Origin of the sequence: Aliidiomarina halalkaliphila (assembly GCF_007096385.1) — a bacterium.
In the GTDB taxonomy this organism is placed as follows: domain Bacteria; phylum Pseudomonadota; class Gammaproteobacteria; order Enterobacterales; family Alteromonadaceae; genus Aliidiomarina; species Aliidiomarina halalkaliphila.
This window is the reverse complement of record NZ_VJWL01000001.1, coordinates 363,560-387,423: the sequence shown is the minus strand read 5'-3', so window position 1 is coordinate 387,423 and position 23,864 is coordinate 363,560. Positions and strand designations below refer to the sequence as shown.

At 49.1% G+C, this 23,864-nt stretch carries 27 protein-coding genes and 1 riboswitch; of the genes, 3 read left to right on the top strand and 24 right to left on the bottom strand.

Features of this window, described 5'->3' with window-relative positions:
* Window positions 1-53 precede the first annotated feature (53 nt).
* The 9 genes from modC to moaA form a co-directional block, all read right to left on the bottom strand.
* The gene (gene modC / locus FM042_RS01840) at window positions 54-1,121 is read right to left on the bottom strand and encodes a molybdenum ABC transporter ATP-binding protein (RefSeq protein ID WP_143234052.1); all 1,068 of its coding nucleotides are present in this window, start codon (window positions 1,119-1,121) and stop codon (window positions 54-56) included.
* Complete coding sequence (gene modB / locus FM042_RS01835) at window positions 1,118-1,804, bottom strand: molybdate ABC transporter permease subunit (protein WP_143234051.1); 687 nt, start codon at window positions 1,802-1,804, stop codon at window positions 1,118-1,120. Before modB ends, modC begins: the two co-directional genes overlap by 4 nt.
* Window positions 1,792-2,577, bottom strand: a complete 786-nt coding sequence (gene modA / locus FM042_RS01830; protein WP_221931489.1) for a molybdate ABC transporter substrate-binding protein — start codon at window positions 2,575-2,577, stop codon at window positions 1,792-1,794. The genes modB and modA overlap by 13 nt, the downstream gene beginning before the upstream one ends.
* 11 nt (window positions 2,578-2,588) lie before the next feature.
* The gene (locus tag FM042_RS01825; protein WP_143234050.1) at window positions 2,589-3,047 is read right to left on the bottom strand and encodes a molybdenum cofactor biosynthesis protein MoaE; all 459 of its coding nucleotides are present in this window, start codon (window positions 3,045-3,047) and stop codon (window positions 2,589-2,591) included.
* A 3-nt stretch (window positions 3,048-3,050) separates the two neighbouring features.
* A complete protein-coding gene (moaD, locus tag FM042_RS01820; protein ID WP_143234049.1) occupies window positions 3,051-3,299 on the bottom strand; it encodes a molybdopterin converting factor subunit 1 in 249 nt (82 codons plus the stop codon).
* Window positions 3,292-3,786, bottom strand: a complete 495-nt coding sequence (gene moaC / locus FM042_RS01815) for a cyclic pyranopterin monophosphate synthase MoaC (RefSeq protein WP_143234048.1) — start codon at window positions 3,784-3,786, stop codon at window positions 3,292-3,294. Before moaC ends, moaD begins: the two co-directional genes overlap by 8 nt.
* Window positions 3,787-3,809: 23 nt before the next feature.
* Complete coding sequence (locus FM042_RS01810; protein WP_143234047.1) at window positions 3,810-4,358, bottom strand: molybdenum cofactor synthesis domain-containing protein; 549 nt, start codon at window positions 4,356-4,358, stop codon at window positions 3,810-3,812.
* Window positions 4,351-4,965, bottom strand: coding sequence for a molybdenum cofactor guanylyltransferase (mobA, locus tag FM042_RS01805; RefSeq protein WP_143234046.1), 615 nt, complete (start codon window positions 4,963-4,965; stop codon window positions 4,351-4,353). The genes FM042_RS01810 and mobA overlap by 8 nt, the downstream gene beginning before the upstream one ends.
* 2 nt (window positions 4,966-4,967) lie before the next feature.
* Complete coding sequence (gene moaA, locus FM042_RS01800) at window positions 4,968-5,939, bottom strand: GTP 3',8-cyclase MoaA (RefSeq protein ID WP_143234045.1); 972 nt, start codon at window positions 5,937-5,939, stop codon at window positions 4,968-4,970.
* Window positions 5,929-6,072: riboswitch (molybdenum cofactor riboswitch) on the bottom strand. (Overlaps the previous gene by 11 nt.)
* Before the next feature lie 173 nt (window positions 6,073-6,245).
* Here moaA and trhP point away from each other — a divergent pair.
* Both trhP and FM042_RS01790 read left to right on the top strand, forming a co-directional pair.
* Window positions 6,246-7,604 carry a prephenate-dependent tRNA uridine(34) hydroxylase TrhP gene (trhP, locus tag FM042_RS01795; RefSeq protein WP_143234044.1) on the top strand — a complete coding sequence of 453 codons (1,359 nt, stop codon included), beginning with the start codon at window positions 6,246-6,248 and terminating at the stop codon, window positions 7,602-7,604.
* Window positions 7,604-7,801, top strand: coding sequence for a YfhL family 4Fe-4S dicluster ferredoxin (locus FM042_RS01790; RefSeq protein ID WP_143234043.1), 198 nt, complete (start codon window positions 7,604-7,606; stop codon window positions 7,799-7,801). Before trhP ends, FM042_RS01790 begins: the two co-directional genes overlap by 1 nt.
* 15 nt (window positions 7,802-7,816) lie before the next feature.
* Here FM042_RS01790 and rssA read toward each other — a convergent pair whose 3' ends face one another.
* From rssA to FM042_RS01770, 4 genes are all read right to left on the bottom strand, one after another.
* Window positions 7,817-8,848 carry a patatin-like phospholipase RssA gene (gene rssA / locus FM042_RS01785; RefSeq protein WP_143234042.1) on the bottom strand — a complete coding sequence of 344 codons (1,032 nt, stop codon included), beginning with the start codon at window positions 8,846-8,848 and terminating at the stop codon, window positions 7,817-7,819.
* 22 nt (window positions 8,849-8,870) lie between these two features.
* Window positions 8,871-10,694 carry a DUF885 domain-containing protein gene (locus FM042_RS01780; RefSeq protein WP_232366323.1) on the bottom strand — a complete coding sequence of 608 codons (1,824 nt, stop codon included), beginning with the start codon at window positions 10,692-10,694 and terminating at the stop codon, window positions 8,871-8,873.
* A 228-nt stretch (window positions 10,695-10,922) separates the two neighbouring features.
* On the bottom strand, window positions 10,923-11,969 hold the full coding sequence (gene recA, locus FM042_RS01775; protein ID WP_143234041.1) for a recombinase RecA: 1,047 nt from the start codon (window positions 11,967-11,969) through the stop codon (window positions 10,923-10,925).
* Window positions 11,970-12,081: 112 nt separating this feature from the next.
* Entirely contained in the window at window positions 12,082-12,579 is a 498-nt protein-coding gene (locus tag FM042_RS01770) for a CinA family protein (RefSeq protein ID WP_232366322.1), read from the bottom strand.
* Window positions 12,580-12,703: 124 nt separating this feature from the next.
* Between FM042_RS01770 and mutS the strand changes: the two genes are divergently transcribed.
* Window positions 12,704-15,268, top strand: a complete 2,565-nt coding sequence (gene mutS, locus FM042_RS01765) for a DNA mismatch repair protein MutS (protein ID WP_143234040.1) — start codon at window positions 12,704-12,706, stop codon at window positions 15,266-15,268.
* 52 nt (window positions 15,269-15,320) lie between these two features.
* On the opposite strand, the gene rpoS is transcribed toward mutS, so the two are convergent.
* From rpoS to eno, 11 genes are all read right to left on the bottom strand, one after another.
* Window positions 15,321-16,313, bottom strand: coding sequence for an RNA polymerase sigma factor RpoS (gene rpoS, locus FM042_RS01760; protein WP_143234039.1), 993 nt, complete (start codon window positions 16,311-16,313; stop codon window positions 15,321-15,323).
* Between the two features lie 31 nt (window positions 16,314-16,344).
* On the bottom strand, window positions 16,345-17,232 hold the full coding sequence (locus FM042_RS01755; RefSeq protein ID WP_143234038.1) for a peptidoglycan DD-metalloendopeptidase family protein: 888 nt from the start codon (window positions 17,230-17,232) through the stop codon (window positions 16,345-16,347).
* Window positions 17,233-17,253: 21 nt separating this feature from the next.
* Window positions 17,254-17,832, bottom strand: coding sequence for a YqaA family protein (locus tag FM042_RS01750; RefSeq protein ID WP_143234037.1), 579 nt, complete (start codon window positions 17,830-17,832; stop codon window positions 17,254-17,256).
* Window positions 17,829-18,470, bottom strand: coding sequence for a protein-L-isoaspartate(D-aspartate) O-methyltransferase (locus FM042_RS01745; protein ID WP_143234036.1), 642 nt, complete (start codon window positions 18,468-18,470; stop codon window positions 17,829-17,831). The genes FM042_RS01750 and FM042_RS01745 overlap by 4 nt, the downstream gene beginning before the upstream one ends.
* 2 nt (window positions 18,471-18,472) lie before the next feature.
* Window positions 18,473-19,219, bottom strand: a complete 747-nt coding sequence (gene surE, locus FM042_RS01740) for a 5'/3'-nucleotidase SurE (protein ID WP_185960721.1) — start codon at window positions 19,217-19,219, stop codon at window positions 18,473-18,475.
* A complete protein-coding gene (gene truD / locus FM042_RS01735) occupies window positions 19,194-20,300 on the bottom strand; it encodes a tRNA pseudouridine(13) synthase TruD (RefSeq protein ID WP_143234034.1) in 1,107 nt (368 codons plus the stop codon). Before truD ends, surE begins: the two co-directional genes overlap by 26 nt.
* On the bottom strand, window positions 20,293-20,793 hold the full coding sequence (gene ispF / locus FM042_RS01730; protein ID WP_143234033.1) for a 2-C-methyl-D-erythritol 2,4-cyclodiphosphate synthase: 501 nt from the start codon (window positions 20,791-20,793) through the stop codon (window positions 20,293-20,295). Before ispF ends, truD begins: the two co-directional genes overlap by 8 nt.
* Window positions 20,794-21,495 (bottom strand): 2-C-methyl-D-erythritol 4-phosphate cytidylyltransferase, encoded by a 702-nt coding sequence (ispD, locus tag FM042_RS01725; RefSeq protein WP_143234032.1) that lies wholly within the window; start codon window positions 21,493-21,495, stop codon window positions 20,794-20,796.
* The gene (ftsB, locus tag FM042_RS01720; RefSeq protein WP_143234031.1) at window positions 21,492-21,785 is read right to left on the bottom strand and encodes a cell division protein FtsB; all 294 of its coding nucleotides are present in this window, start codon (window positions 21,783-21,785) and stop codon (window positions 21,492-21,494) included. The genes ispD and ftsB overlap by 4 nt, the downstream gene beginning before the upstream one ends.
* Window positions 21,786-21,881: 96 nt before the next feature.
* The gene (locus FM042_RS01715; RefSeq protein ID WP_143234030.1) at window positions 21,882-22,553 is read right to left on the bottom strand and encodes a hypothetical protein; all 672 of its coding nucleotides are present in this window, start codon (window positions 22,551-22,553) and stop codon (window positions 21,882-21,884) included.
* A gap of 10 nt (window positions 22,554-22,563) precedes the next feature.
* On the bottom strand, window positions 22,564-23,853 hold the full coding sequence (eno, locus tag FM042_RS01710; RefSeq protein WP_143234029.1) for a phosphopyruvate hydratase: 1,290 nt from the start codon (window positions 23,851-23,853) through the stop codon (window positions 22,564-22,566).
* Window positions 23,854-23,864: the final 11 nt, after the last annotated feature.

Genomic DNA, 23,864 nt, shown 5'->3' with positions numbered 1-23,864 from the left:
TTCGCGTTGTGCGGGCCTATCTTGGCCCGTTTTTCTTTTAACGCCGACCGTGATTATTCTACTAATGCCACCGCCTTCACTAAAGCGACAACCTCCTTTCCTTCAACAAGGGATAGGCTTTCAACCGCATAAGTACTAACCTCAGCGAATAAGGTATGTTCTCCCGGTAGTCCTAACGTAATCAGACAATGGGCGTGAAATGGCGTCACCTTTAATACCTTTGCAGCAAGTTGATTTTGAAAGCTCACGCCGGAAAGCTGATGAAGCGAAATCGCGACATCGGTCGCGAGCACCCGAACCCGATATTTTTGATTGCATTTCTTAGGTGTTGGCAGGGATAGACGCAACTGTACAGCACCATCGCTGAACACATAGCTCCCCGGTGTTTCCGCCGCGACCAACTCCCCTTCAAATACAGCTGCTGGCGTGTTCTCAACAAAGAATGGACTATGGATATCTGCGCTAGCGGCATGAATCGTCATGCTTTTAATGATATTGCCCTGCTCCATAAACACAATATGATCGGCCAATTTTTGGATTTCCCGTACATCGTGGCTAATAAAGATAATGGGTACTGCAAACTCATCCGCGAGCTTACGAATATAAGGAAGAATTTCGGATTTAGTTTGCGTATCCAACGCCGCAAAAGGTTCATCCAAGAGCAATAAATGTGGACTTGCCAATAAGGCCCTACCCAAGGCTACCCGCTGTTTTTGTCCACCCGACAAGGCATTCACCGGGCGTTCAAGAAAGGTATCAATATCAAGGATCTGAGTAACGGCATCCAAGCTCAATCGACGCTCCGCCACTGGCGTGCGCTTAAAGCCGTATAGCAAATTGTCACGTACATTCAGGTGCGGTAGTAAACTCGGCTCCTGAAACACCAAACCAATGCGGCGTTGATGGAGCGGCACGCAGTTGTTTTCGTCTTGCCACACCTTATCGTTGAAACGAACGTCTGCCTGCGCTCTTGGCTCCAAACCGGCGATTATGCGCAGCAAGCTTGTTTTACCACAGCCAGATCGCCCAAAAAGTGCGGTAATACCTTGGGTAGCAAGGGTGCAGTCGACGGCAAGTTGAAAGTCGTCACGCTGCCATTGGGTATGGATTTGTAGCGTCATAACTTCGCCACCTCAAAGCGCTTATTCACCGCATACACCACAAATAGCACCAAGAAAGAGAATAGCAGAAGAAGGAATGACAACTGATGGGCAGCACCATAGTTCATCGCTTCAGTATGGTCATATATGAGAACTGAGAGCACTTTGGTTTCTCCCGGGATACTGCCCCCCAGCATAAGAATGACACCAAACTCGCCGATGGTATGTGCGAACGACAGCGTTGCAGCAACCACAAAACCACCCCGACATAAGGGCAGCACTACGCTAACGAAGCGGTCGAGCGGGCCCGCACCTAAGCTCGCGGCGATATCCAATGGGTGATTTCCTAAACGGGAGAAGGATTCCTGCAACGGTTGTACCGCAAAAGGCATTGAATAGAGGACCGACGCAAAGAGTATGCCTTCAAAACTAAATGCCAGATGCTGCAGGCCTATAGATTCTAATGAACCACCAATAAAGCCTTGGGGGCCCAGTGCCAATAACAAATAAAAACCTAACACCGTAGGTGGCAACACGAGGGGTAACGCCACAATGGACTGCACCACGGTGCGTAGAAAGCTCTTCCCGCGACTTAACCACCACGCCAAGGGGGTAGCGATACCTAACAGAATAACGGTTGTGTAGGCACACAACTTAAGCGTGAGCTGTATCGCTTGCCAATCCCCTGGTGCTAATCCAAACATAAGGAATTCGCTTCTAAGCAATCGGCTGTCGGCAGTGCAAAGCCATATTCTTCCATAATGTTGCGAGCAATATCACTTTGCATAAAGGCTGCGAAGTCATGGGCAAGGAAGTTTTCCTTCGCCCGTTGGGTTATCACATAACCTTGGGTTAGGGGGGCATGTAAGTTCGCATCAATTAATTTATAGTCCCTTGCTGATAACTGACTCCCTTTGGCGAGAGCTAAGGCAATAATAGCCACATCAGCTGCCCCTGACTGGGCCATTTGCGCCGCTTGAGCGATATTCTCACCATACACCATCTTATGTTCTAACTGCGCCCACAAATCTTGGCTTTGCAGTGCTTCTTTTGCTCGCATTCCGTAAGGTGCATGGGTAGGTTGCGCGATAGCAATGCGACGCACATTCTCATTGAGTAGATCCTGCAACGTCCAATCGCTCACTTCGTGACGGGCACTCCAAAGCACAATTCGCCCAATCCCATAGATCTCCGGCGTAGTTGCAGTGAAACCTGCCGCTGCAAGTTGTTGAGGAAACGCGATGTCTGCGGAAAAGAAAATATCATAGGGGGCACCATGCATGATCTGCGTGGTCATTTTGCCCGAAGAGCCATAGATTACTTGAATATTTGCACGAGGATTCCACTGCCGATACTGGTCGACAATATCATTTAACGCAAAGCGCAAATCCGATGCTGCGGCAATTGTGATTCGTTCATTCGCAGCCACCGCCCAAGGCAACACCAGCAAACAGACAGCGAGCACCCATGATTTCATTGTGATAGCCCCTAATCGTCTTGCTGCCAACGCGACACCGCATCCATATCCGAAGCCTTTGCCGCCACCCAATAGCTTCCTGTTTGCGTGAGTTCTTTTTTCCAAAATGGTGCCTGAGTTTTCAGGTAATCCATAATAAATTCGCCTGCAGCAAAGGCCTCTTTGCGGTGGGCTGACGCCACCCCCAGAAACACAATGGATTCATTTAAGTGAATCATGCCAACACGATGGATTAGCCGAATGGCTTTTACTTGCCAGCGAGCCTGTGCGCGTTCGCATAGTTGCAGCAATAACCGCTCTGTCATCTCCGGATAATGTTCAAGTTCGATGCCTTGCAAACCGCCGCCTGGGAGATCCCGAACCAGCCCGGTAAACGTCACTACGGCACCACATTGGGGATCCTGAGCTAGCGTTTGATACTCCGCGCCTACATCAAAATTCGCTTCTTGTACACAGACATAACAATCCATCCCCTAGCCTCCTGTGACCGGCGGAAACAAAGCCAATTCGTCACCGGATTGCAGCGACTGATCCTTATCCACAAGCTGCTGATTGACCGCGGCAATAACCTCTTGGTCAGTAAATATCTGCGACCAATTTGAATTATGCTGAGCCAACGCGCTAATCGCGTCGTTCACCGTCGCAATTCCTTGGCTTGGCAAGCTGATCTCATGTGTACCTAAACGCTCACGCAAAAGCGCAAAAAAACGAACCTTAATCATATTCGGCTCCTTCTCGTTGCCATACACCGCGCTTTCCTCCGGTTTTCTGCAGTAGTTTGATATCGCCAATCACCATCTCAGGATCAACCGCTTTGCACATGTCATACAAGGTTAATGCCGCGACGCTAGCCGCGGTAAGTGCTTCCATTTCCACCCCTGTTTTGCCCTCAACCGCACAGGTGGCGGTCACGTCGATAGCATTCGTTGTTGCATCCACCTGAAATTCAATGGTGGCTTTAGTTAATGCCAAAGGGTGGCACAAAGGGATTAAATCACTGGTGCGTTTTGCCGCCATAATCCCCGCTACTCGGGCCGTCGCAAATACATCACCTTTTTTATTAGCGGCGCGCTCAAGCAGCGCAAGCACTTCGGCTTCCGTAGTCAGGCGTGCGCTTGCTATAGCAACTCGCGTGGTGACACCTTTGTCACTGATATCAACCATAATCGCCTGCCCCTGCTCATCAAGGTGGGTTAATTTATTTGCCATATATTGGTTCTCTCGTTCATTTCTTAGTTCTTGCAAGAACTAGCACCATCATCGCAACGCTCGTTTAGCAAATGCGGCACAAAATTACAGGGGCCTTGGCGGGCATCAAGTTGCGGACGCAACAAATGCTCCCATGCAAGCTTTGCAGCCCCTCCAGACCCCGGAAGCGCACAAATAAGAGTACGATTTGCCAAGCCCGCTAATGCTTGGCTCTGCATACTTGCAGGTCCAATGTCGACAAAGCTTAATTGTCGGAATAACTCACCAAATCCAGTTATCTCAGAATCAAGTAGAGGGCGAATCCCAGGAATTGTTTGATTATCAGACGCAAACCCAGTCCCCCCGTTGAGTACGATCACGCTTACTTCGGCATTTACAATCAAGGCACTGACCCGCTCACGAATCTGATACTTGTTGTGCGGCAATACCTCATGATGGACCACCCGATGGCCCGCTTCAGTACATGCGTTGGACAGGTAGAACCCGGTAGTGTCATCCGCACCCTTGCGTTTATTCGATACAGTAAGAATCGCGATTCCCAAGGGGATAAACGATTTTTTAGGTTTACTCATCCGCACTCGTCCCTTTTTTTCCAGAAGCAAAAGCTTCCCACTGCATGGGAGTATTGAGATTACTCAAATCACCAAGGGAAGTATCTGAAGCAATGGCTCTCGCCTCAACGCGTTCGAGTAGAGCGCGAATCGAGGACTTATTTTCTTCACTCTTTAACAGCTCGGTGAGCGCTGTAATTAGTTCATCACTGTTTCTAAGCACGCACGGCAGCGCCGATTGCGCGAAGTAGCTTGAGTCAGGTACGTTAATGAGCTGCTGAATACTGGAGACCGACAAGCCCGGCATATCAACGGGCACGATCAATATCCTGTCGTGCCGACAATGAGGAATACAACTTAAGATTCCCCCAAGCGGACCTCGATTGGGGGTTTGGTCATCGACCCAAAGGTAAGAAGACCCATCGTTAGGCTCCCGCAGCTTGGGGTTTCGGCTTACGACGATATCGCGAATACCGCTATCAACAATGAGAGACAGCATGTAATCAAGCAAGGTAACCGACGCCTCCCCAGGTGCGCCCGAAAGGGGCAACAACGCTTTATCTACGCCCATACGGGACGATTTACCACCGGCCAGAAGGACACAGCTTAGGTTCATATCGCTCCCCATAGCTAGCCTCCTATCATCGCCAGATGACGAGTTGACCCGGTAAATTCTTCATGTAGATGATGAGACGCTTCTTTCCCTTGCAAGGTATCTTGCAGAAACTGGATAACCGGTTCCGGCGCATCCTCTTGCAATAAGTGACGCAGATCTTGATGTTGTGATGCAAAAAGACACATAAACAATTGTCCTCGGCTAGATACGCGCAACCGATTACAATCATTACAGAAATCTTTGCTATAAGGCATGATCAATCCCATCTTCCCGGCATAATCAGGATGTTGGTACTCTAGCGCCGGGCCTGCGGTTTTGCCTTTTACCGTGCTCTCCCACCCTGCTTGCTCCAATTTCCGTTGGACAATACTTCCGCTCACGTGATGATGTTTGTAATACTCGCGATTATCCCCTGTGAGCATGAGTTCGATAAAACGAAGGGACACTGGGTGATCTTTCACATAATCAAGAAACTGTTGATACTCGGCAAAGTTATACCCACGCAGCAATACCGCGTTGATTTTCACGCGCTTCATACCTAAAGCAATCGCTTTATCGATGCCTTTGAGGATAGATGGTAACCGGCTATCGCCAGTAATCAATTGGAAGGTGCCCGGGTTAAAACTGTCGACACTCACGTTTACAGCGTCGAGGCCTGCGTCTTTCCAGGCTTCAATATCGCGCTCTAAGCGGTAACCATTCGTGGTAATTGCGACTTCTTTAATACCCGGTGTGGCTTTGCAGGCAGCAATAATCTCGGTCAAATCCCGGCGTAATGCAGGCTCTCCGCCGGTAATTCTTACCTTCTCCGTACCTGCTTGCGCAAACGCCGTCACTAAACGCTTAATTTCAGGTAGCGTTATTTCTTCGCGACGGGAGCTACAGTCTGGACCATCTGGGAGGCAATAGTCACATTTAAAGTTGCAACTCTCAGTAATTGAGAGCCGCAAATAACGAAAGCGACGTTGATAACGATCAGTAAGCATGTTCACACCTTTCCAAATCTCGGGAGGTAGCACCGTTTCCAGTGATACCCTGGTGGCCTAATTGCCACGGCAACGGGTTCATATTTTGATTTCCACAAAACTTAGAACGTCGTGCTCGGCGTACGGGGAACATGATATGCAGTTTGCAATGAAATTATCATTACCGGTAAGGGGTGGTTGGCTACTACTTGTTAGGTATCTCGATACAAAAAGCTAAAAGAGTTTGGCCTGGATCAAAGTCTTTTCATTCGTCCCCATTACACTGCGCTACATCAATCAATTGGCCCATTGCGTTTGGAGAAGACTGTGTTTAAACCTGAATTACTTTCACCCGCTGGTAGTTTGCAGGCAATGCGAATGGCATTCGCCTATGGCGCGGATGCAGTTTACGCAGGACAACCACGCTTCAGCTTGCGGGTCCGTAATAATGAATTTGATGTGGATACCCTCGCAATCGGGATTGCGGAGGCGCATCAGCAGGGTAAGCGATTCTACGTGGTATGCAACATCGCCCCTCATAACGCCAAACTCACGGGATTCATTGACAACATGCGACCTGTGGTAGCGCTTCAACCCGATGCATTGATTGTGTCCGACCCAGGCATTATTTATCTGCTACGAGAGCATTTTCCAGAACTCCCCATACACTTATCCGTGCAAGCCAATACCGTCAACTGGGCCGCTGTTAAATTCTGGCACGAAATTGGCATTCAACGCATTATTCTATCTCGTGAACTCGGTCTTGATGAAATAGCTGAAATTCGTACTCGCGTTCCTGAGATGGAAATTGAGGTTTTTGTGCATGGCGCATTATGTATGGCATATAGCGGACGTTGCCTGCTCTCTGGTTATTTCAACAAACGCGATCCTAATCAAGGGGCGTGCACCAATGCCTGTCGCTGGGAATACCGCGTTTCACCAGCCTATGAGGATCCGGTTGGGCAACTAAATCCCCTCCCGTTTACAGAAGCTGTGATGCTCGAGGAACCCCAACGTCCAAATGAATACATGCCCATGTTTGAAGATCTGCATGGCACTTATATTATGAATTCTAAAGACTTACGCGCGGTGCAACATGTGGATGCTCTGGCCCAAATGGGGATTCATTCGTTAAAAATCGAGGGGCGTACTAAATCACCGTATTATGTGGCAAGAACTGCGCAAGTCTATCGGCAAGCCATTGATGACGCTATGGCTCGCCGTCCATTCAACCCAGAGCTACTAAGTGCGCTTGACGGTATGGCGAATCGTGGATTCACGGAAGGATTCTTGCGCAGGCATATCCCCCAATCCGAATTACAGAACTACGTAACCAGCCATAGTCTTGGTGGCCAACAACTGGTGGCTGAAGCGACCGGGAACACGCAGAACATCGGGCAAAAAATCTACGTTGAATTTACCGTTAAAAACAAGTTAAGCATGGGCGACAGCATTGAATGGATGCATCCTCAAGGCAATGTGCGCGCCCAATGCCAAGACTTGCTGAACCAAGACTTAGCACCTATCCATAGTGCTTTAGGATCCGGTTACCTTGTTTGGTTACCCTGCCCGAAGGAACTGATTACCCGGAGCAATCTCAACCGAATTATGTTGATCAAAGACGTTGATCAAATTTCAGACGGGCAGAAGGCTATGACCACCATCGCCGTGCACGAGGTGCGTTAATGGCCTTAATGATTACTGAAGATTGTATCAACTGTGACATGTGCGTACCTGAATGCCCCAATGAAGCAATTTCATTGGGGCCGCACCACTATGTTATTGATCCAAACCTTTGCAGCGAATGCGAAGGCTACTACGAACGGCCGCAATGTATACCGGTATGCCCCGTCGACTGTATTTTTGCCATCCCTGAAGCCTAAGCTAACAATACGCGATCAACGATCTCGCTTCGCGACATCAGAACGTTGCGGGCCGCCATTGCGACGTTTATACATAATGCGTATTTCATCCAAAATCAGATCTTTCAATCGCATCGTGGTCTCATAGCCAATGCGGATGGCTTCTTCCCCTTGATCAAACTCCAATAGGCCAATACCACCTAACTTAGGTTGCAGCAGGATATCAGGCGGATCCCCTGCCATACGCGCCTTGGTAATGCGTTCTTGCATGATATCGATGGAGCCTGCCATCACCCCGAGCATACTGGGGGAACGTGGTTCTTTGTTAAAGCGGCTGCGAACTTGATCCAAGTAGTTGGAGCTCTTGGCGAGAAAGCTTTGAAAGACATTCTGGTCATCGTCTTCATCGTCAACATTCTTTGTTTTTGCCTGTGTCGCAGCTCGTGCCGACTGATCATTCTCATTCTGCGGTGACTGATCATGGGGCGGTAATTCATCGTAATCGTCATCAACATGCACCTGTGAGTTCAAATGCACGGCAATCACAAAATCCGCGTCTAATGCACGTGCCAAAGACACAGGGACGGGATTGACTAAGGCACCGTCCACTAACCAGCGGCCATCAAAGGCTCGCGGAGCCAACAGCCCTGGCATGGCACAGGAAGCCCGTGCCACACTAAATAAATCCCCTTCTCGCAACCAAATCTCCTTCCCTGTGTAGAGATCTGTAGCGATTGCCGCGTACTTTCGGGGGAGTTCTTGCACATCCAGTTTCCCAAACCGCTCGCGGGCATGTTCAAATACTTTCTTGCCCGATACCATTCCACCGCTGGAGAAACCAAAATCCAGCAGGTTAAACACGGTCCATCGGTCCATGTCTAATACCCATTGTTCTAGCTCATCGAGTTTCCCAGCAGCGTAGGCCCCACCCACCAAGGAGCCAATCGAAGTGCCCGTAACGATATCGACTTCGACTCCCATGTCTTCTAACGCTTTAATCACACCAATATGAGCCCAGCCGCGTGCAGCCCCTGAGCCAAGAGCCAAGCCAATCTTTAACGGTTTCATAGGCGCTATCTCTCCTTCATCACTAGCCGGCATGGGCCAGTTCTTTCGCAATCCAACTATCAATCTCTCGCTCTAAAATCGAAAGAGGAATTGAGCCGTGTTGTAGTACCTGCTGATGAAACACACGTACATCGAACTGCTCTCCTAAAGCACTCTCCGCTCTTTCGCGTAGTTGCCGAATACGCAACTGACCAATTTTATACGCTAACGCTTGCCCAGGTAACGCCATAAAACGTTCCGCTTCCGATATTCGACGCGCTTCATTCACCGGGGCATTATCAGCCATATAATCGAGAACTTGTTCGCGACTCCAGCCTTTGGCATGAATTCCAGTATCCACCACCAAGCGAATTGCCCGCCAAAGCTCAGCGATTAACGCTCCATATTGGTCATAAGGGCCGTACACACCGAGCTCTTCTCCCAAAGATTCCGCATACAAACCCCAACCTTCTGAAAAAGCCGTCACGCTACCAAAACGACGAAAATCCGGAAGATGAGTCATTTCCTGTTGCAATGCTAACTGGTAGTGATGACCAGGAACGGCCTCATGTAATGTCAAAGCCCCCTTCGCCCACGTTGGGCGCGCACTTAAATCATAGGTGTTGAGATAAAACACGCCAGGTCGCGAGCCGTCTTCACTAGGCCGCGCATAGGACCCAGAACTAGCACTACGCTCCCGAAAGGCTTCCACCGGGCGGATTTCATAGCCAGCTTCTGGCAACATTTCAGGAAAAAACAGACGTTCCGCTTGCCCTTCCGCTTCCGCCGCAAATGCACGGTAATCATCGAGCATTTCTTCTCGACTTGAATAGTGGAACTGGGAGTCATCCCGAGTAAATTCGAAAAACTCCTGTAGCGACCCGTCAAAATCCACCGTTGCCATAATGTCCGTGATTTCTTGATGAATGCGCGCCACTTCAGATAGGCCTAATTCGTGTACTTCGCGAGCGGTGAGATCCGTCGTTGTATGCCAACGAATTAAAAACTGATACCAGGCTTGCCCGTTGGGTAATGCCCCAATTCCATAGCTATCCGTACGCGCGTAGTTGAGATAGGTCCGTTCTAGATAATCATGCACGTTTTGATATGCCGGTAGTACCGCCTCTGTAATAAGTTCTTCATAGAGTGCAGCAATGCGCTCACGCTCATCCGAATCAATCGTCTCGGGGAACTCACGAATCGGCCGCATAAACAAACTATCGCTAACATCATCCACAAGATGCGCGTCAATCTGCCGAACTACCCGTTCCATCAGAACCCGTGGTTGCACGATCTCTACGTCGATACCGGCATTCATATTGTCTATTAATTGTTGCGTTATGATCGGAATTTGACGCATACGCTCTGCCCAATTGTCGTAATCTTGGACTGTTGCAAAAGGTTGTGCAGAAGTTCCTGAGCCGAGCATGGCAAAGGTGTTGATTACGTTATAAAACTGATTGAGAGGAATTAATTCTTCAGGAAAGGCTAACCGAGCCAATTGCATTTCACGTTGGTACTTAAAGATGTCATAACTCATACGGTCATCGTAGGCTAGAACATCTGGATCAATACGGTTAAGAATGGCTAAATACTCTTCTTCGAGCATTTTGCGGCGCTGTAAGTGCTCTGGGCTGAAAGTATTAGGAAGTTTATTGTTATACGTTGAAACGCCACGGAAAGTTGCCTGTAATGGCTCTAATGCCATCAGCGCTTCGCTATACTCTGCGTATGTTTGCTCGAGAAGCTTTGCTACCGCTTGTGATTGGTGTGCTGATTGCCGATCCGGTGCCGGGGAACACCCAATGGTAAAAATAAATAACATACTCAGGGTAACAAATCCTGATAGTTTTAAAAGCACGCTCACGATGACGTTCCTCTTTTAGGTAAGCTTATTAACCGTTAGATACCGATAGACATTTATTTCTTTAGCATACCCTGCTTAACGCTTTTACAACACCGCATTTGGAACAAAAAAACCGAGCACAATGTGCTCGGTTTTTATGACGGATTTGGTCGTTTTCTATTGTTTGTTACATACCCGCTAACAAGGCTCTACTTCATAAAGCGCTAGCCAGTTTCACAGGCAAACAATCTACTCGCTATCATCCACTTCTGGCGCTAAGGTCACTTCTTCGCTCGACGCTTTCGGCTTCAACAACAACATATCTCGTAGAATCTTTTCAATTTCTTGCGCAATAGTGGGATTCTCCGCCAAGAATTTCATAGAGTTGGCTTTACCTTGACCAATCTTATCTCCCTTGTAGCTATACCAAGCGCCGGCTTTCTCAACCACTTTGTGTTTCACGCCGAGGTCAATCAACTCACCTTCTTTTGAGATACCCGCACCGTACATAATCTGGAACTCAGCTTGCTTAAATGGTGGCGCTACTTTGTTTTTCACTACTTTCACGCGGGTTTCGTTACCCACCACTTCATCACCTTCTTTCAATGCTCCAGTACGGCGAATATCAAGACGAACTGATGAATAAAATTTAAGTGCGTTACCACCGGTCGTGGTTTCTGGGTTACCGAACATCACACCAATTTTCATCCGAATCTGGTTAATGAAAATACACATGGTGTTTGATTTCTTAATGTTCGCTGTCAGTTTACGCAAGGCTTGCGACATCAGGCGCGCTTGCAAACCAACGTGACTATCCCCCATTTCCCCTTCAATTTCTGCGCGTGGGGTTAGGGCGGCAACGGAATCGACAATAATCACATCAACAGCGGCCGAACGAACCAACATATCGCAGATTTCCAGCGCTTGTTCACCCGTATCCGGCTGTGACACCAGAAGCTCGTCAACTTTAACACCTAGTTTCTCTGCATAAAGTGGATCTAACGCATGCTCCGCATCAACGAATGCACAGGTTTTTCCATTCTTTTGCGCTTCGGCAATAACTTGCAAAGTTAGCGTCGTTTTACCGCTCGATTCAGGACCGAAAATTTCAATCACACGACCACAGGGCAGACCACCGATACCCAATGCGATATCAAGGCTAAGAGAGCCAGTTGAAATGGCGTCGACGTCCATGGCGCGATTATCGCCCAGACGCATAATTGCGCCTTTACCAAATTGACGCTCGATTTGGCCAAGTGCTGCCGTCAGTGCTTTTTGCTTATTTTCATTGCTCATGTTGGTCGCTCCAGATTCGTGCCTTAGTGAATAATGTCAGTATACTGTTTATCTATACAGTATCAAGTTGTAACCGAAAAAAATTTATCTAAACGTTAATTTTTTAATTTAACTACTTGATAGTTAATAAGTAATTAATTAATTCTTGAAGCCCGTGTTGAATTGACTGGTGGCGAACATCTGTACGTCCCCCAGTAAAGTACTGGATATCGGTCCATGTGTTTTGTTTCACCTGAAAACCGAAGCAAACCATACCCACGGGTTTGTCCGCACTGCCTCCACCGGGTCCTGCTATGCCAGTTATACTCACACTCACATCAGAGTTGCAGAGCTGCTGAACCCCTTCAACCAACGCTCGCGCACAATCCGTAGATACCGCGCCATGATCGCACAATACCTGCGCTGGTACACCGAGCACCCGTTCTTTAATGGCATTGCTATAACAGACAACACCACCTTCAAACCATGCAGAACTGCCCGCTAACTGAGTACAATGATAGGCCATTCCGCCTCCAGTACAGGACTCCGCTGTGGCCATGCGCCAGCCTTTCGCCAATAAAATATCGGCGAGCTGTTGTACCAGTACGGCAATGGTCTTGTCTGTAGTCACGGCTTAATTTCCTGTAGGCTTAGAACACTTACTCATCAATTATGCGATTGATACTTGGCTTTTGCGACTAAATTCAGGATCATGACGCAATTGCCTACGTTTTTAATAAGAATAACAGGGTCTCATGAGCAAATCAGCAAGCGCGCATACACCGATGATGCAGCAATATTTGGCGATCAAAGCCGAGCATCCGGACATCCTTTTGTTTTATCGGATGGGCGATTTTTATGAGCTATTTTATGATGATGCGGAGCGAGCAGCCGATCTACTAGATATTTCCCTGACTCAGCGTGGTCAATCCGGCGGGCGTCCGATTCCCATGGCCGGGGTTCCCTATCACGCAGTAGAAAATTATCTAGCCAAGTTGGTTAAACTTGGCGAATCAGCCGCCATTTGTGAACAAGTAGGTGATCCCGCTACCAGTAAAGGACCGGTGGACCGAAAAGTGGTGCGGATTATCACACCAGGCACCCTTACCGACGAAGCCCTACTCGACTCCCATCGAGAAAATCTTTTGGTCGCGATCCAGCCCCACCAAAACCAATGGGCATTAGCCGGAGCAGATATTAGCAGCGGTCGCTTTTTCGTGGCCTTGGTAGATTCAGAAGACGCCCTAAATAATGAGCTCGAGCGATTGCGCCCGGCGGAGCTTCTCTATCCAGAAGGGCTTCAGCTTCCGCACGCGGTAAGACAACGACAGGGCCTGCGCAAACGACCAGAATGGGATTTCGATCCAGATAGTGCTTTTACCGCCCTTACTCGCCAATTCGGCACTCACGATTTGTTGGGTTTTGGCATGGATCGCACAGATCCTACGCTAGGTGTCGCTGGTTGTGTATTGCAATATATTAAAGACACCCAACGGGGCGCCCTCCCACACCTGCGTAGTCTGCAACATGAGCGAGCCGATGATGCCATCCATTTGGACAGCAGTACTCGACGCAATCTGGAGCTGACAGAAAATCTACAAGGCAATGAACAACATACCCTCGCGTCTGTATTGGACCGCTGCAAAACCCCCATGGGAAGCCGTTTATTGAAACGTTGGCTACATCGTCCATTGCGTCAGCAGGCACAACTGCAGTCCCGTCTTAACAAAGTAAACGAGTTAATCGATGCGGCAGCTTACGCAGATATACAACGCTTATTACGGGATATCGGGGATATCGAGCGTATTCTCGCGCGTGTAGCCCTACAATCAGCACGTCCTCGCGATCTATCCCGTTTGCGTCATGCCCTTGCCTGTATTCCTACGCTAAACCAGTGTATCGACAGGTATCAATTGAGCCAAGTAGCCGCCATTCAAGAGTTTCCCGAGTTAGTCAACTTACTGACACGGGCAATTGTTGAGAATCCACCAGTGTTAATTCGCGACGGCGGCGTAATTGCTCCAGGCTATCACGAAGAACTTGACGAATATCGGGCGTTAAGCGCTGGCGGGACTGATCAATTGGATGCGCTTGAGCAACGAGAACGGGAACGCACCGGCATTCAAAATCTCAAAATTGGCTATAACAAGGTGCATGGCTTTTACATTGAACTAAGCCGTTTAGCAGCCGATCGGGTGCCACCTGAATATCAGCGTCGACAAACCTTAAAAAACGCAGAAAGGTACATTATTCCCGAGCTTAAAACCTTTGAAGAACAGGTATTACATAGCCAAGGACGTGCATTGGCTATCGAAAAACAACTGTATCAAGAGTTACTGGAACATTTACTTGAGCCCCTTGCCAGTTTGCAAGCCACTGCACAAGAACTTGCCGCACTTGATGTATTCTGCTGCTTCGCGGAGCGGGCGGTTAGTTTGAATTACTGTCGGCCAGAATTCACAGGCAATCATGAGTTTTCTATTCGCGATGGTCGCCACCCCGTGGTTGAGGCTTTTGCTGAGCACCCATTTATTGCAAACTCCGTGCATTTCAATAGTCAGCGCCGCTTACACGTGATTACCGGCCCAAATATGGGCGGTAAATCCACCTACATGCGGCAAACCGCGTTGATTGCATTATTGGCCCATACAGGAAGCTATGTTCCTGCTCACAGTGCCACAATTGGCCCCATGGATCGCATTTTTACACGTATAGGTGCCGCTGATGAACTAGCATCAGGCCGTTCTACGTTTATGGTTGAAATGACTGAAACATCGGTGATTTTGCATCATGCGACGGAACAATCGCTAGTGCTTATGGATGAAATTGGGCGCGGCACCTCCACCTATGATGGTATGTCATTGGCGTGGGCAACTGCCGAGGCGTTGTCAGAGCGAGGCTCCATGACACTGTTTGCCACCCACTACTTTGAGCTAACCCAATTAGACCAACTCTGTGAAAACACAGTCAATGTGCATGTGGATGCCACCGAGCATGGCGACACTATCGCATTTTTGTACCACGTAAAAGACGGAGCCGCGAGCAAAAGCTTTGGTATTCAAGTCGCACGTTTGGCGGGCTTACCTCACCGTGTGGTCGCGCGCGCACAAGCACGTTTACGGGAACTCGAACAACAACAGGATACGAACCCGGGGCAACGCACTGGGCAAACCCAGTTGGACTTAACCGGGGAGAACTCGGCAGTAGTTACGCCTGAGGATCCGAGAATTCAAGCGCTAGATGCCTTAGACCCGGATCACATGTCGCCTCGAGAGGCATTGGAGTTCTTGTATACACTCACGCAAAAAAATAAGGCCTAGCATGCTAGGCCTATTTTTCTGTGGTGATTTTGATGCGCTACAAGCCGTGACTTTATTCTTGGGAGAACACCGACTCGTTTGACAACCCTTGCTGTTCCATCAGTTCTTTCAAACGGCGCAGGGCTTCTACTTGAATTTGCCGCACCCGTTCCCGGGTAAGACCGATCTCACGACCAACATCTTCTAAAGTTGAAGGCTCATAACCTAATAATCCAAAGCGACGGGCTAATACTTCTTTTTGTTTTGGATTCAATAAGTCAAGCCATCCTAACAGCCGCTGCCGCATGTCTTCGTCTTGCAGCACCCCTTCCGGGCCACCTTCGTTTTCATCGGCAATAATATCTAACAAGCCTTTTTCGCTGTCACCTGCTAAAGGTGTATCCACCGAGGCGATGCGTTCATTCAAGCGCAGCATTTTGCTTACGTCGTCGACTGGACGTTCAAGGCTACGGGCGATGTCTTCAGCGGTAGGCTCGTGTTCCAGCTTCTGCGCCAGCTCCCGGGCCGCACGCAGATAAATATTGAGTTCTTTGACAACGTGAATGGGTAACCGGATGGTACGGGTTTGATTCATGATCGCCCGTTCGATGGTTTGGCGTATCCACCAGGTTGCATAGGTCGAAAAACGAAAACCACGTTCTGGATCGAATTTCTCCACCGCTCGAATCAAGCCTAAATTCCCTTCTTCAATCAAATCGAGTAAGGCCAAACCGCGATTGTGGTAACGACGGGCAATTTTGACAACTAAACGCAAGTTGCTTTCAATCATGCGTTGGCGGGATTTGAGGTCACCTTTGAGCGCTTTGCGCGCAAAATAAACTTCTTCCTCGGCGGTGAGAAGCGGCGAAAAACCAATCTCACTGAGGTACATTTGGGTGGCATCTAGTTTACGTTGATACTTACTCTTATTGGCCAACGCTTCTTCAAGCTCAGCATCAATTACTTCTCGATCACGATCTGTGGCGCTGTCATCTCCAGAGAATTCAAGGTCCTCTGCATTATCTGCGTCATCGTCGTCCTTTACTTGGTCTTCCTGCTCACGCATCGACATTACTCCTCTATCCTAACGGTTGTCGCTAACGTGTACGCGGTAAATAATTCTCCGGATTAACTGAGTTTCCGCGAAACCTTAGCTCGAACCTTAACCGGACATCCTCCCGGCCGGAACTACCCATTGTCGCAATCTGCTGGCCAGCCTCAACCCATTGTTGCTCGCTAACCATCAGTTGGTCATTGTGACCATAAGCAGTAATATAATCATCGTTATGTTTCAGAATAATTAACTGCCCATAGCCACGTAATGCGCTTCCAACATAAACCACGCGACCTGCTGCGGCGGCGATAACCGGGTCTCCCCGACCACCCCCAAATTCCATCCCGCGCCCACCGGCCTCGTGGGTTGAAAAACGCCTTAAAATTCTTCCTTGGCTTGGCCACTGCCATCGTAAGTCACCACTTGGCACACTGCGCTGGGTTGGGTTTACGATGACTTGTTGCGTTTCTCTCGACGTTGTTGATGATTGTGAATTTTGTTGACTCGTTGTTACACCATACTCCTTCGTTTCATTGCTCGCAACCCTTTGTTCTGACGACGAAGTTGTTGGTTGCGATTGACCCGAACTAGTGCCAGAAGTTGTTCCTGTAGGCGGCGAAGAGGCGCTTCTCGCACTCCCACTCTCGGCGGCACGCAGCCGCAGTGTCTGCCCAACAAAAATGGTGTACGGTGGCTGAATATTATTAAGTCGAGCGATATCGCGCATATCCATATTGGCCCGAAACGCGATTGAATACAGGGTTTCACCCGCTTGAACTTGATGGGTTGCTTGAGTCAAGGTGGCGCGTTCATAATCGTGTACAGTTTTCCCACGATAGACTCGTTCCACAGGCGCAGGTTCATGGGGCGCGCTACAACCTTGCAGCACCATGATGAATCCCAATATCCCCAGTACCCAAGTAATCCGCATGCACAACCTTATGTATGCCTGTTAACGCAATAAAAAGTAAGCCGCTATTGCTAATATGACCACAGCCCAACCAATGGTATCCATGTGCTTTCGTAAATGTTTTTCCATAATGGGTCCACCCCAACGCATCAGCCATGCCACTAAAAAGAAGCGCATACCACGACCGATAATTGAGGCTAAAACAAAGGGCAAAAATGCAATACTCATCACCCCGGCGGTGACAGTAAATACCTTGTAGGGTATGGGAGAAAAGCCCGCTAAGAAGATGACCCAAAATCCCCAGTCCATAAACCATGACTGCGCTAGCTCAAAAGTGTCCATACGCCCAAAATATTCAAGTGCAGGCAACACCAAGGGTTCAAAAGCCAAATACCCAAGCAGATAGCCGGCCATACCGCCTAAGACCGAAAAGATCGTGGTAAGCAATGCAAAATACATCGCTCTGCTTGGTTGCGCGATCGCCATGGGAGCCAACATCACATCGACAGGAATTGGGAAAATTACAGATTCGGCAAAACTTACGCCAGATAAGATCGCTGGGGCCCGTTTATGTTGTGACCAAATGAGCGCTTTATCGTACAAAATTGTAAATACCTTCACGCTAAATCACCTTGCACTAAAGGGACAAACCGCACTGCGCCCTCACTCCGTTGCATAAATTCCTCACCTTGGCGTTCTACCACTAATAATTCTTGCTGTTGTTCACCCACTGGGATAATCAAACGTCCACCATTGGGATTCAGTTGTTCAAGTAATGCATCAGGAATACGGGCAGCCGCTGCAGTTACAATAATGCCATCAAAAGGCGCCTTGCTTGGCCAACCCTGCCAACCATCCCCATGCCGCATTGCGATATTGTGAAAATCGAGCCGCTTCATCCGGCGTTGGGCTTGATATTGCAATTGGATAATCCGTTCCACTGAGAACACTTGCTCCACAAGAGCTGCCAGTACCGCAGTTTGATAACCCGAGCCTGTGCCAATTTCCAACACCCGTTTCGGAGCCGACTCCAATAACAAGCTGGTCATTTTCGCGACGATCAGAGGTTGCGATATCGTTTGTCCATTACCGATAGGCAGCGCCGTATTTTCATAGGCCTGATGGGCTAGTGACTCGGGCATAAACTCTTGCCGCGGCGTACGTTGAATAACCTCCAACACCGCTTCATTATTGATGCCAAGTTCCTTTAGCCTTTGTACTAAACGCTTAGCCATTCCTTGATGATTGATTGCTCTCATGCTTATTTACCCAACCACTCCTGTATTCGCTTCTGATCATCGCGTGCGGTCATATCCACTGTCAACGGAGTTATCGATACATAGCCTTCCGCGACTGCGGCAAAATCAGTCCCTGGTCCATCATCCCGTTGCGGGCCAACCGGCCCATACCAGAATATCTCGCGTCCCCAAGGATCCGAACCCCGCACCATGTTTTCGGCACGATGACGGCGGCCTAGTCGTGTGAGCTTGGTACCTTTGAGTTTTTCGTAAGGCAAGTAAGGAACATTCACATTGAGCACAAAATCAGAGGTGAGCGGTTCTTTTTTTAATCGCTCAACAAGTTCTGCAACCACGCGTGCCGCCGTATCATAAAAATCATGACCATGTTCGCCCATAGACACTGCGATTGCCGGCAAGCCCACAAATCGGCCTTCTGTGGCCGCAGCAACGGTGCCCGAATAGATCACATCATCGCCCATATTCGGAGCATCATTAATGCCCGAAACCACGAGATCTGGGGATTCGCCCAAGGGCGAGTTAGTGCCAATATGAACACAATCTGTCGGTGTACCATTTACCGACAAAAATCCGTTTTCTAATTGTTCTACCCGCAGCGGATTATGTAACGTGAGGCTGTTACTGGCACCGCTACAGTTGCGATCCGGTGCAATAACGGTTACCTCAGCTAGCTTCGACAATGCGGTATACAGTGCAGCGAGTCCTGGTGCTCGCACCCCATCATCATTGCTGAGTAAAATTCGCATGATTCCCCTCCGAAAACTGTCCCAATTCGGCAAGTACCGACGTGGCGAAGGCTCCAGCTGGTAACGTAAATCGTAGCTCCGCCACCGAGTCGTCTAGCCATACAAGCGATAAATCGGACACGCGCAACCAAAGCGGTCGCCGCTCATGTCCCATACGAGCAGCGCATAAGCCTGCGTGCAACTCGGCGTATTGCGCCAGAATCTTCTGCTCCAACGCGGCAGGACGGCCTTGTGCAGGCGAAGAGCTCTCACCAAACATAGGACCTGATACCTGAACATCGCCTTGAGCCAGACGCTCTGCGACTGCAGCGACATCGTCACCTACGGTAAAATACGACTGACTTCCATCGAGAATAACCACATCCCCTTCACAAAGCGCGGGTAAATCACTTTGAATACGTTGCGCTAAGTACTGGTTAAATAAATACGAACGTACGCTACTCAATAAAATGCTGCGTAATTTGCGATCACGAACCTGAAATTCGCCATCAATCATACGCAATGCTTGCGCGACGTTGTCGCCTTGTTTACCGAAGCGTTGCGGGCCGAAATAATTGGCCACAGCGCCGCCTTCCGCCAGCTGAGCCACACGCTCAATAAAGTCGTCTTTATGGGTAAGTTCACGCACACGTAAACAAAAATGATTGGCTTTATGAACGCCCCGTCGTAACTTGCGATGGCTGCGTACAGCTTCAAGCAAGGTTACCTCGCCTCCAGGAAACACATCGCCGTGCATATGTTCTGAAAACCATACGGGCCAATCTATCGATTGCAATGCCGGTAGCTGCACGGAAAACCATTGCTCGGTTACCGCCATGCGGTCTTTCATACCAGAGTAGCCAATATCCCGCGGATGAATACCTAACGCGCGCGCGAGTTGTTTTTCAATGGCGCCGGTATTCACGCCTGTTTTGCGAATACGTAGCCAATGTTGTTGGCCTTTCTCTACAAACTCAGGACTAAAACCTAAAATTTCAGTCACCGCAAAATCTTCAGGTACCGTTTTGTATCGACCGGTCACCGGGCTTTCGCCTAACACGCGCGGTAAGGAATACTCATTGTACGTGTAAGACGACTCATTCATGGCGTGAGCCTTTTTGGTCAGTACGTGATACCAGCAACACGACCGCCATACTCGCGATACCTTCCCCGCGCCCAGTAAATCCCAGACGTTCTGTGGTGGTTCCTTTAATATTAACCTGTGCTATATCTGCCGATAATAGTTCGGCAACACGGGCGCGCATATGCTCCCGATAAGGACCAATTTTGGGGCGCTCACAAATAATCGTAAGATCGGCATTCACCAATTCAAACCCTTGTTTTTGTACTGCGTGATAAGCCGTTTGTAACAATTCACCCGAGTCAGCTCCGGCAAAATCTGGATCGTTATCAGGAAACCAGTGGCCAATATCCCCTAACCCTACGGCGCCCAATAAGGCGTCTATGAGTGCATGCAGAGCCACATCACCATCGGAGTGGGCAAGCAACCCCTGATCGTGAGGCACGGTCACGCCGGCAAGGCGAATCGGTCCTTCGCCACCAAATTTATGTACATCAAACCCTTGACCAACTCTCACTTAAACACCCTTTGTGGTTATGTCTGTTTGCAAATAAAATTCAACCAATGCTAAATCTTCTGGATCCGTCACCTTCAATGCTGCTCGAGAGCCCATGACTAAACGGGGCCGCGCGCCCATATACTCCATTGCGGAGCATTCATCGGTCACTTCAATACCTGCTTCAAGTGCCGCGACAAGCGCATGCTCAAGGGCGCCAAGTTGAAACACTTGTGGCGTTTGTGCCTGCCAAATACGGCTGCGATCTAAGGTTTTTTCTACCTTTTGACCTGCAGCAGCGATTTTCAATGTATCGCGCGCCGGCAACGCCAGTAATGCACCTTGCTCTGGATGTGTTTCCGCCACATCTAGTAGAGCCCGCAAATGCATGACAGGTAACCCAGGCCGTGCTGCATCATGCACTGCCACAAGCGTTTCGTCGGGCCAATGTTGGCGAGCATAGTGAAGTGCATTGAGCACGGACTGCGCCCGACTAGCACCACCCGCGACAGTGTAAACCCGACTATTTTTTGCCGCCGCACTTTGCGCATAGTAGGTATCGTTGTTTTGGATGGCGACAACAACATGGGTAATACGGGAATCGCGGAGTAATGCGGAAATGCTATGGTCAAGAATATACTGGCCGGCAACGTGGAGATATTGTTTAGGGACGGCAGATTGCATGCGTTGACCGATACCTGCAGCCGGTACAATACCTATCATGTACCTGAGTCCTCTTCGTCCCGCGGAATTAAACGAAAGAATGTTTCGTTTGGCTGAACCAATCCAAGTTCGTTGCGCGCGCGCTCTTCAACCGCTTCTAACGCAGAGCGTAAATCGTCAATATCCGCCGCAAGTAACTGATTACGCTGCTGCAATGATTGGTTGGCTTGTTCCTGACGTTCCACTTCTTGGCGCAGTTCTCGAAGATCACTCATCCCATGCTGTCCGAACCAGACGCGATATTGCAGCATCAGGACGATCGCAATGACGATAATAGTGAACACGCGCATGAGGGCTCCTGCCTTGCTAGCTTGAAGATTGGCCTACCCAACCCAAGTATCGATATTTTTATTATGACGGCTTATTGGCTTTGTGAAAACCCTATCTCAAAACGGTAACCGTTGTACTTCGTTAAATCCGCTCCAGCTTACGGTTGTGGTAAGCAATAACTCCCGTAATGATAACGGATGTGGCGCTAAACGCCCTGCAGGTCCCCAGCGATGACCGGCACAGGCCGCCACCATCGAGGCCTTATCCGGTCGCAGTAACTGCAACTGCCTTTCTCCATCGGGTGCTTCATGCATTCCTGAGAATTCAAACCACCCTGATTGATTCAAATGGATACGTTCACCACTGATATCAATTTCATCCACGGTATCCAAACGAATCGACTCTATAGCACCTTGTTGGGCCGGTAATTTTTCTAATACGGGTAAGGGCATGGCGAGCTGAGCGTGCTTTTGCAGCCAGGTTGCAGGCGATAGTTTAGGAATGGGAGGGCGCGGTCGCTGGCGTGATAACCAACTCGCGTTTTGCACATCAAATTGTAACGGATTATCGGAGCGATGAGCGGCAACAAGCAAGGCCTGTGCCGCACGACGAACATAATGCCCGATAGAGCCTAAGCGGCGCTTAAGGGCGCGAGCATCATCGAGAGACGATTCCGCCAGCATTTTTAGCTCTGATTCATACAATGTATTGCAGAGCTCAGCAAACTCAGCTGAGCTACCTGCATGGCTTACACTGCGTAAACTAAAAATATCTGACTGAGTGCTCACTGCCTCAACCTTACTGGCCCTTTACTTCTGCCAGTCCGCGATAGGCTACATTGCCTAATTGCTCTTCAATACGGAGCAATTGATTATATTTTGCGACACGGTCAGAGCGGCATAAACTTCCGGTTTTGATTTGACCCGCGGCTGTACCCACAGCAAGATCCGCAATAGTTGCATCTTCTGTTTCGCCAGAGCGGTGAGAAATCACAGCCGTAAAGCCTGCTTCTTGCGCCATTCGTATCGCTGCTAAGGTTTCAGACAAACTACCAATTTGATTAAACTTGATCAAAATGGAATTGGCAATGTTTTGGTCAATACCGCGCTGCAGGATCTTAGTGTTGGTCACGAACAAATCGTCGCCCACGAGCTGAACTTTATCACCGAGCTTCTCGGTAAGTACTTTCCAGCCGTCCCAATCACTTTCATCCAAACCATCTTCAATCGACACAATAGGATAACGATTGCACAAATCCGCCAAGTAGTCAGCGAAACCTGACGCATCAAAGGACTTGCCCTCACCACTCAGGTGATACTGGCCGTCCCGATAAAACTCAGATGCGGCGCAATCAAGGGCCAAAGTCACGTCGGTACCTAACACATAACCTGCGTTTTTCACCGCTTCAACGATCACCGTAAGCGCTTCTTCATTGGATTTCAGATTCGGTGCAAAACCACCCTCATCGCCCACCGATGTGCTTAAACCACGGGCCTTTAATACTGCTTTTAGGGCGTGGAAAATTTCGGCACCCATGCGCAAGCCTTCACGGAACGATGTTGCTCCCACTGGCTGCACCATAAACTCTTGAATATCAACGTTGTTATCCGCGTGCTCACCACCGTTTAAAATATTCATCATCGGCAGCGGCATACTGAACTTGCCGGAAGTACCATTTAAATCAGCAATATGTTCAAACAGGGCCACTTTCTTGCTGTTCGCAGCCGCTTTCGCAACCGCCAACGACACCGCAAGAATCGCATTAGCGCCGAGTTGTTCTTTATTTTCAGTGCCATCAAGTTTTAGCATGGTGTCGTCAATGGCCTGCTGATGGGTTGCGTCCATGCCTTTCAACACTTCTGCAATAGCACCATTAATATGGCTGACCGCTTTACTCACACCCTTGCCTAAATAACGTCCTGCATCGCCATCACGCAGCTCAAGTGCTTCACGACTGCCGGTAGAAGCCCCACTCGGTGCCGCTGCTCGGCCCATACTGCCATCTTCAAGATAAACATCCGCTTCTACGGTTGGATTACCACGTGAATCCATGATCTCACGACCGATCACCTTTACAATCTTGCTCATGCTCACTATTC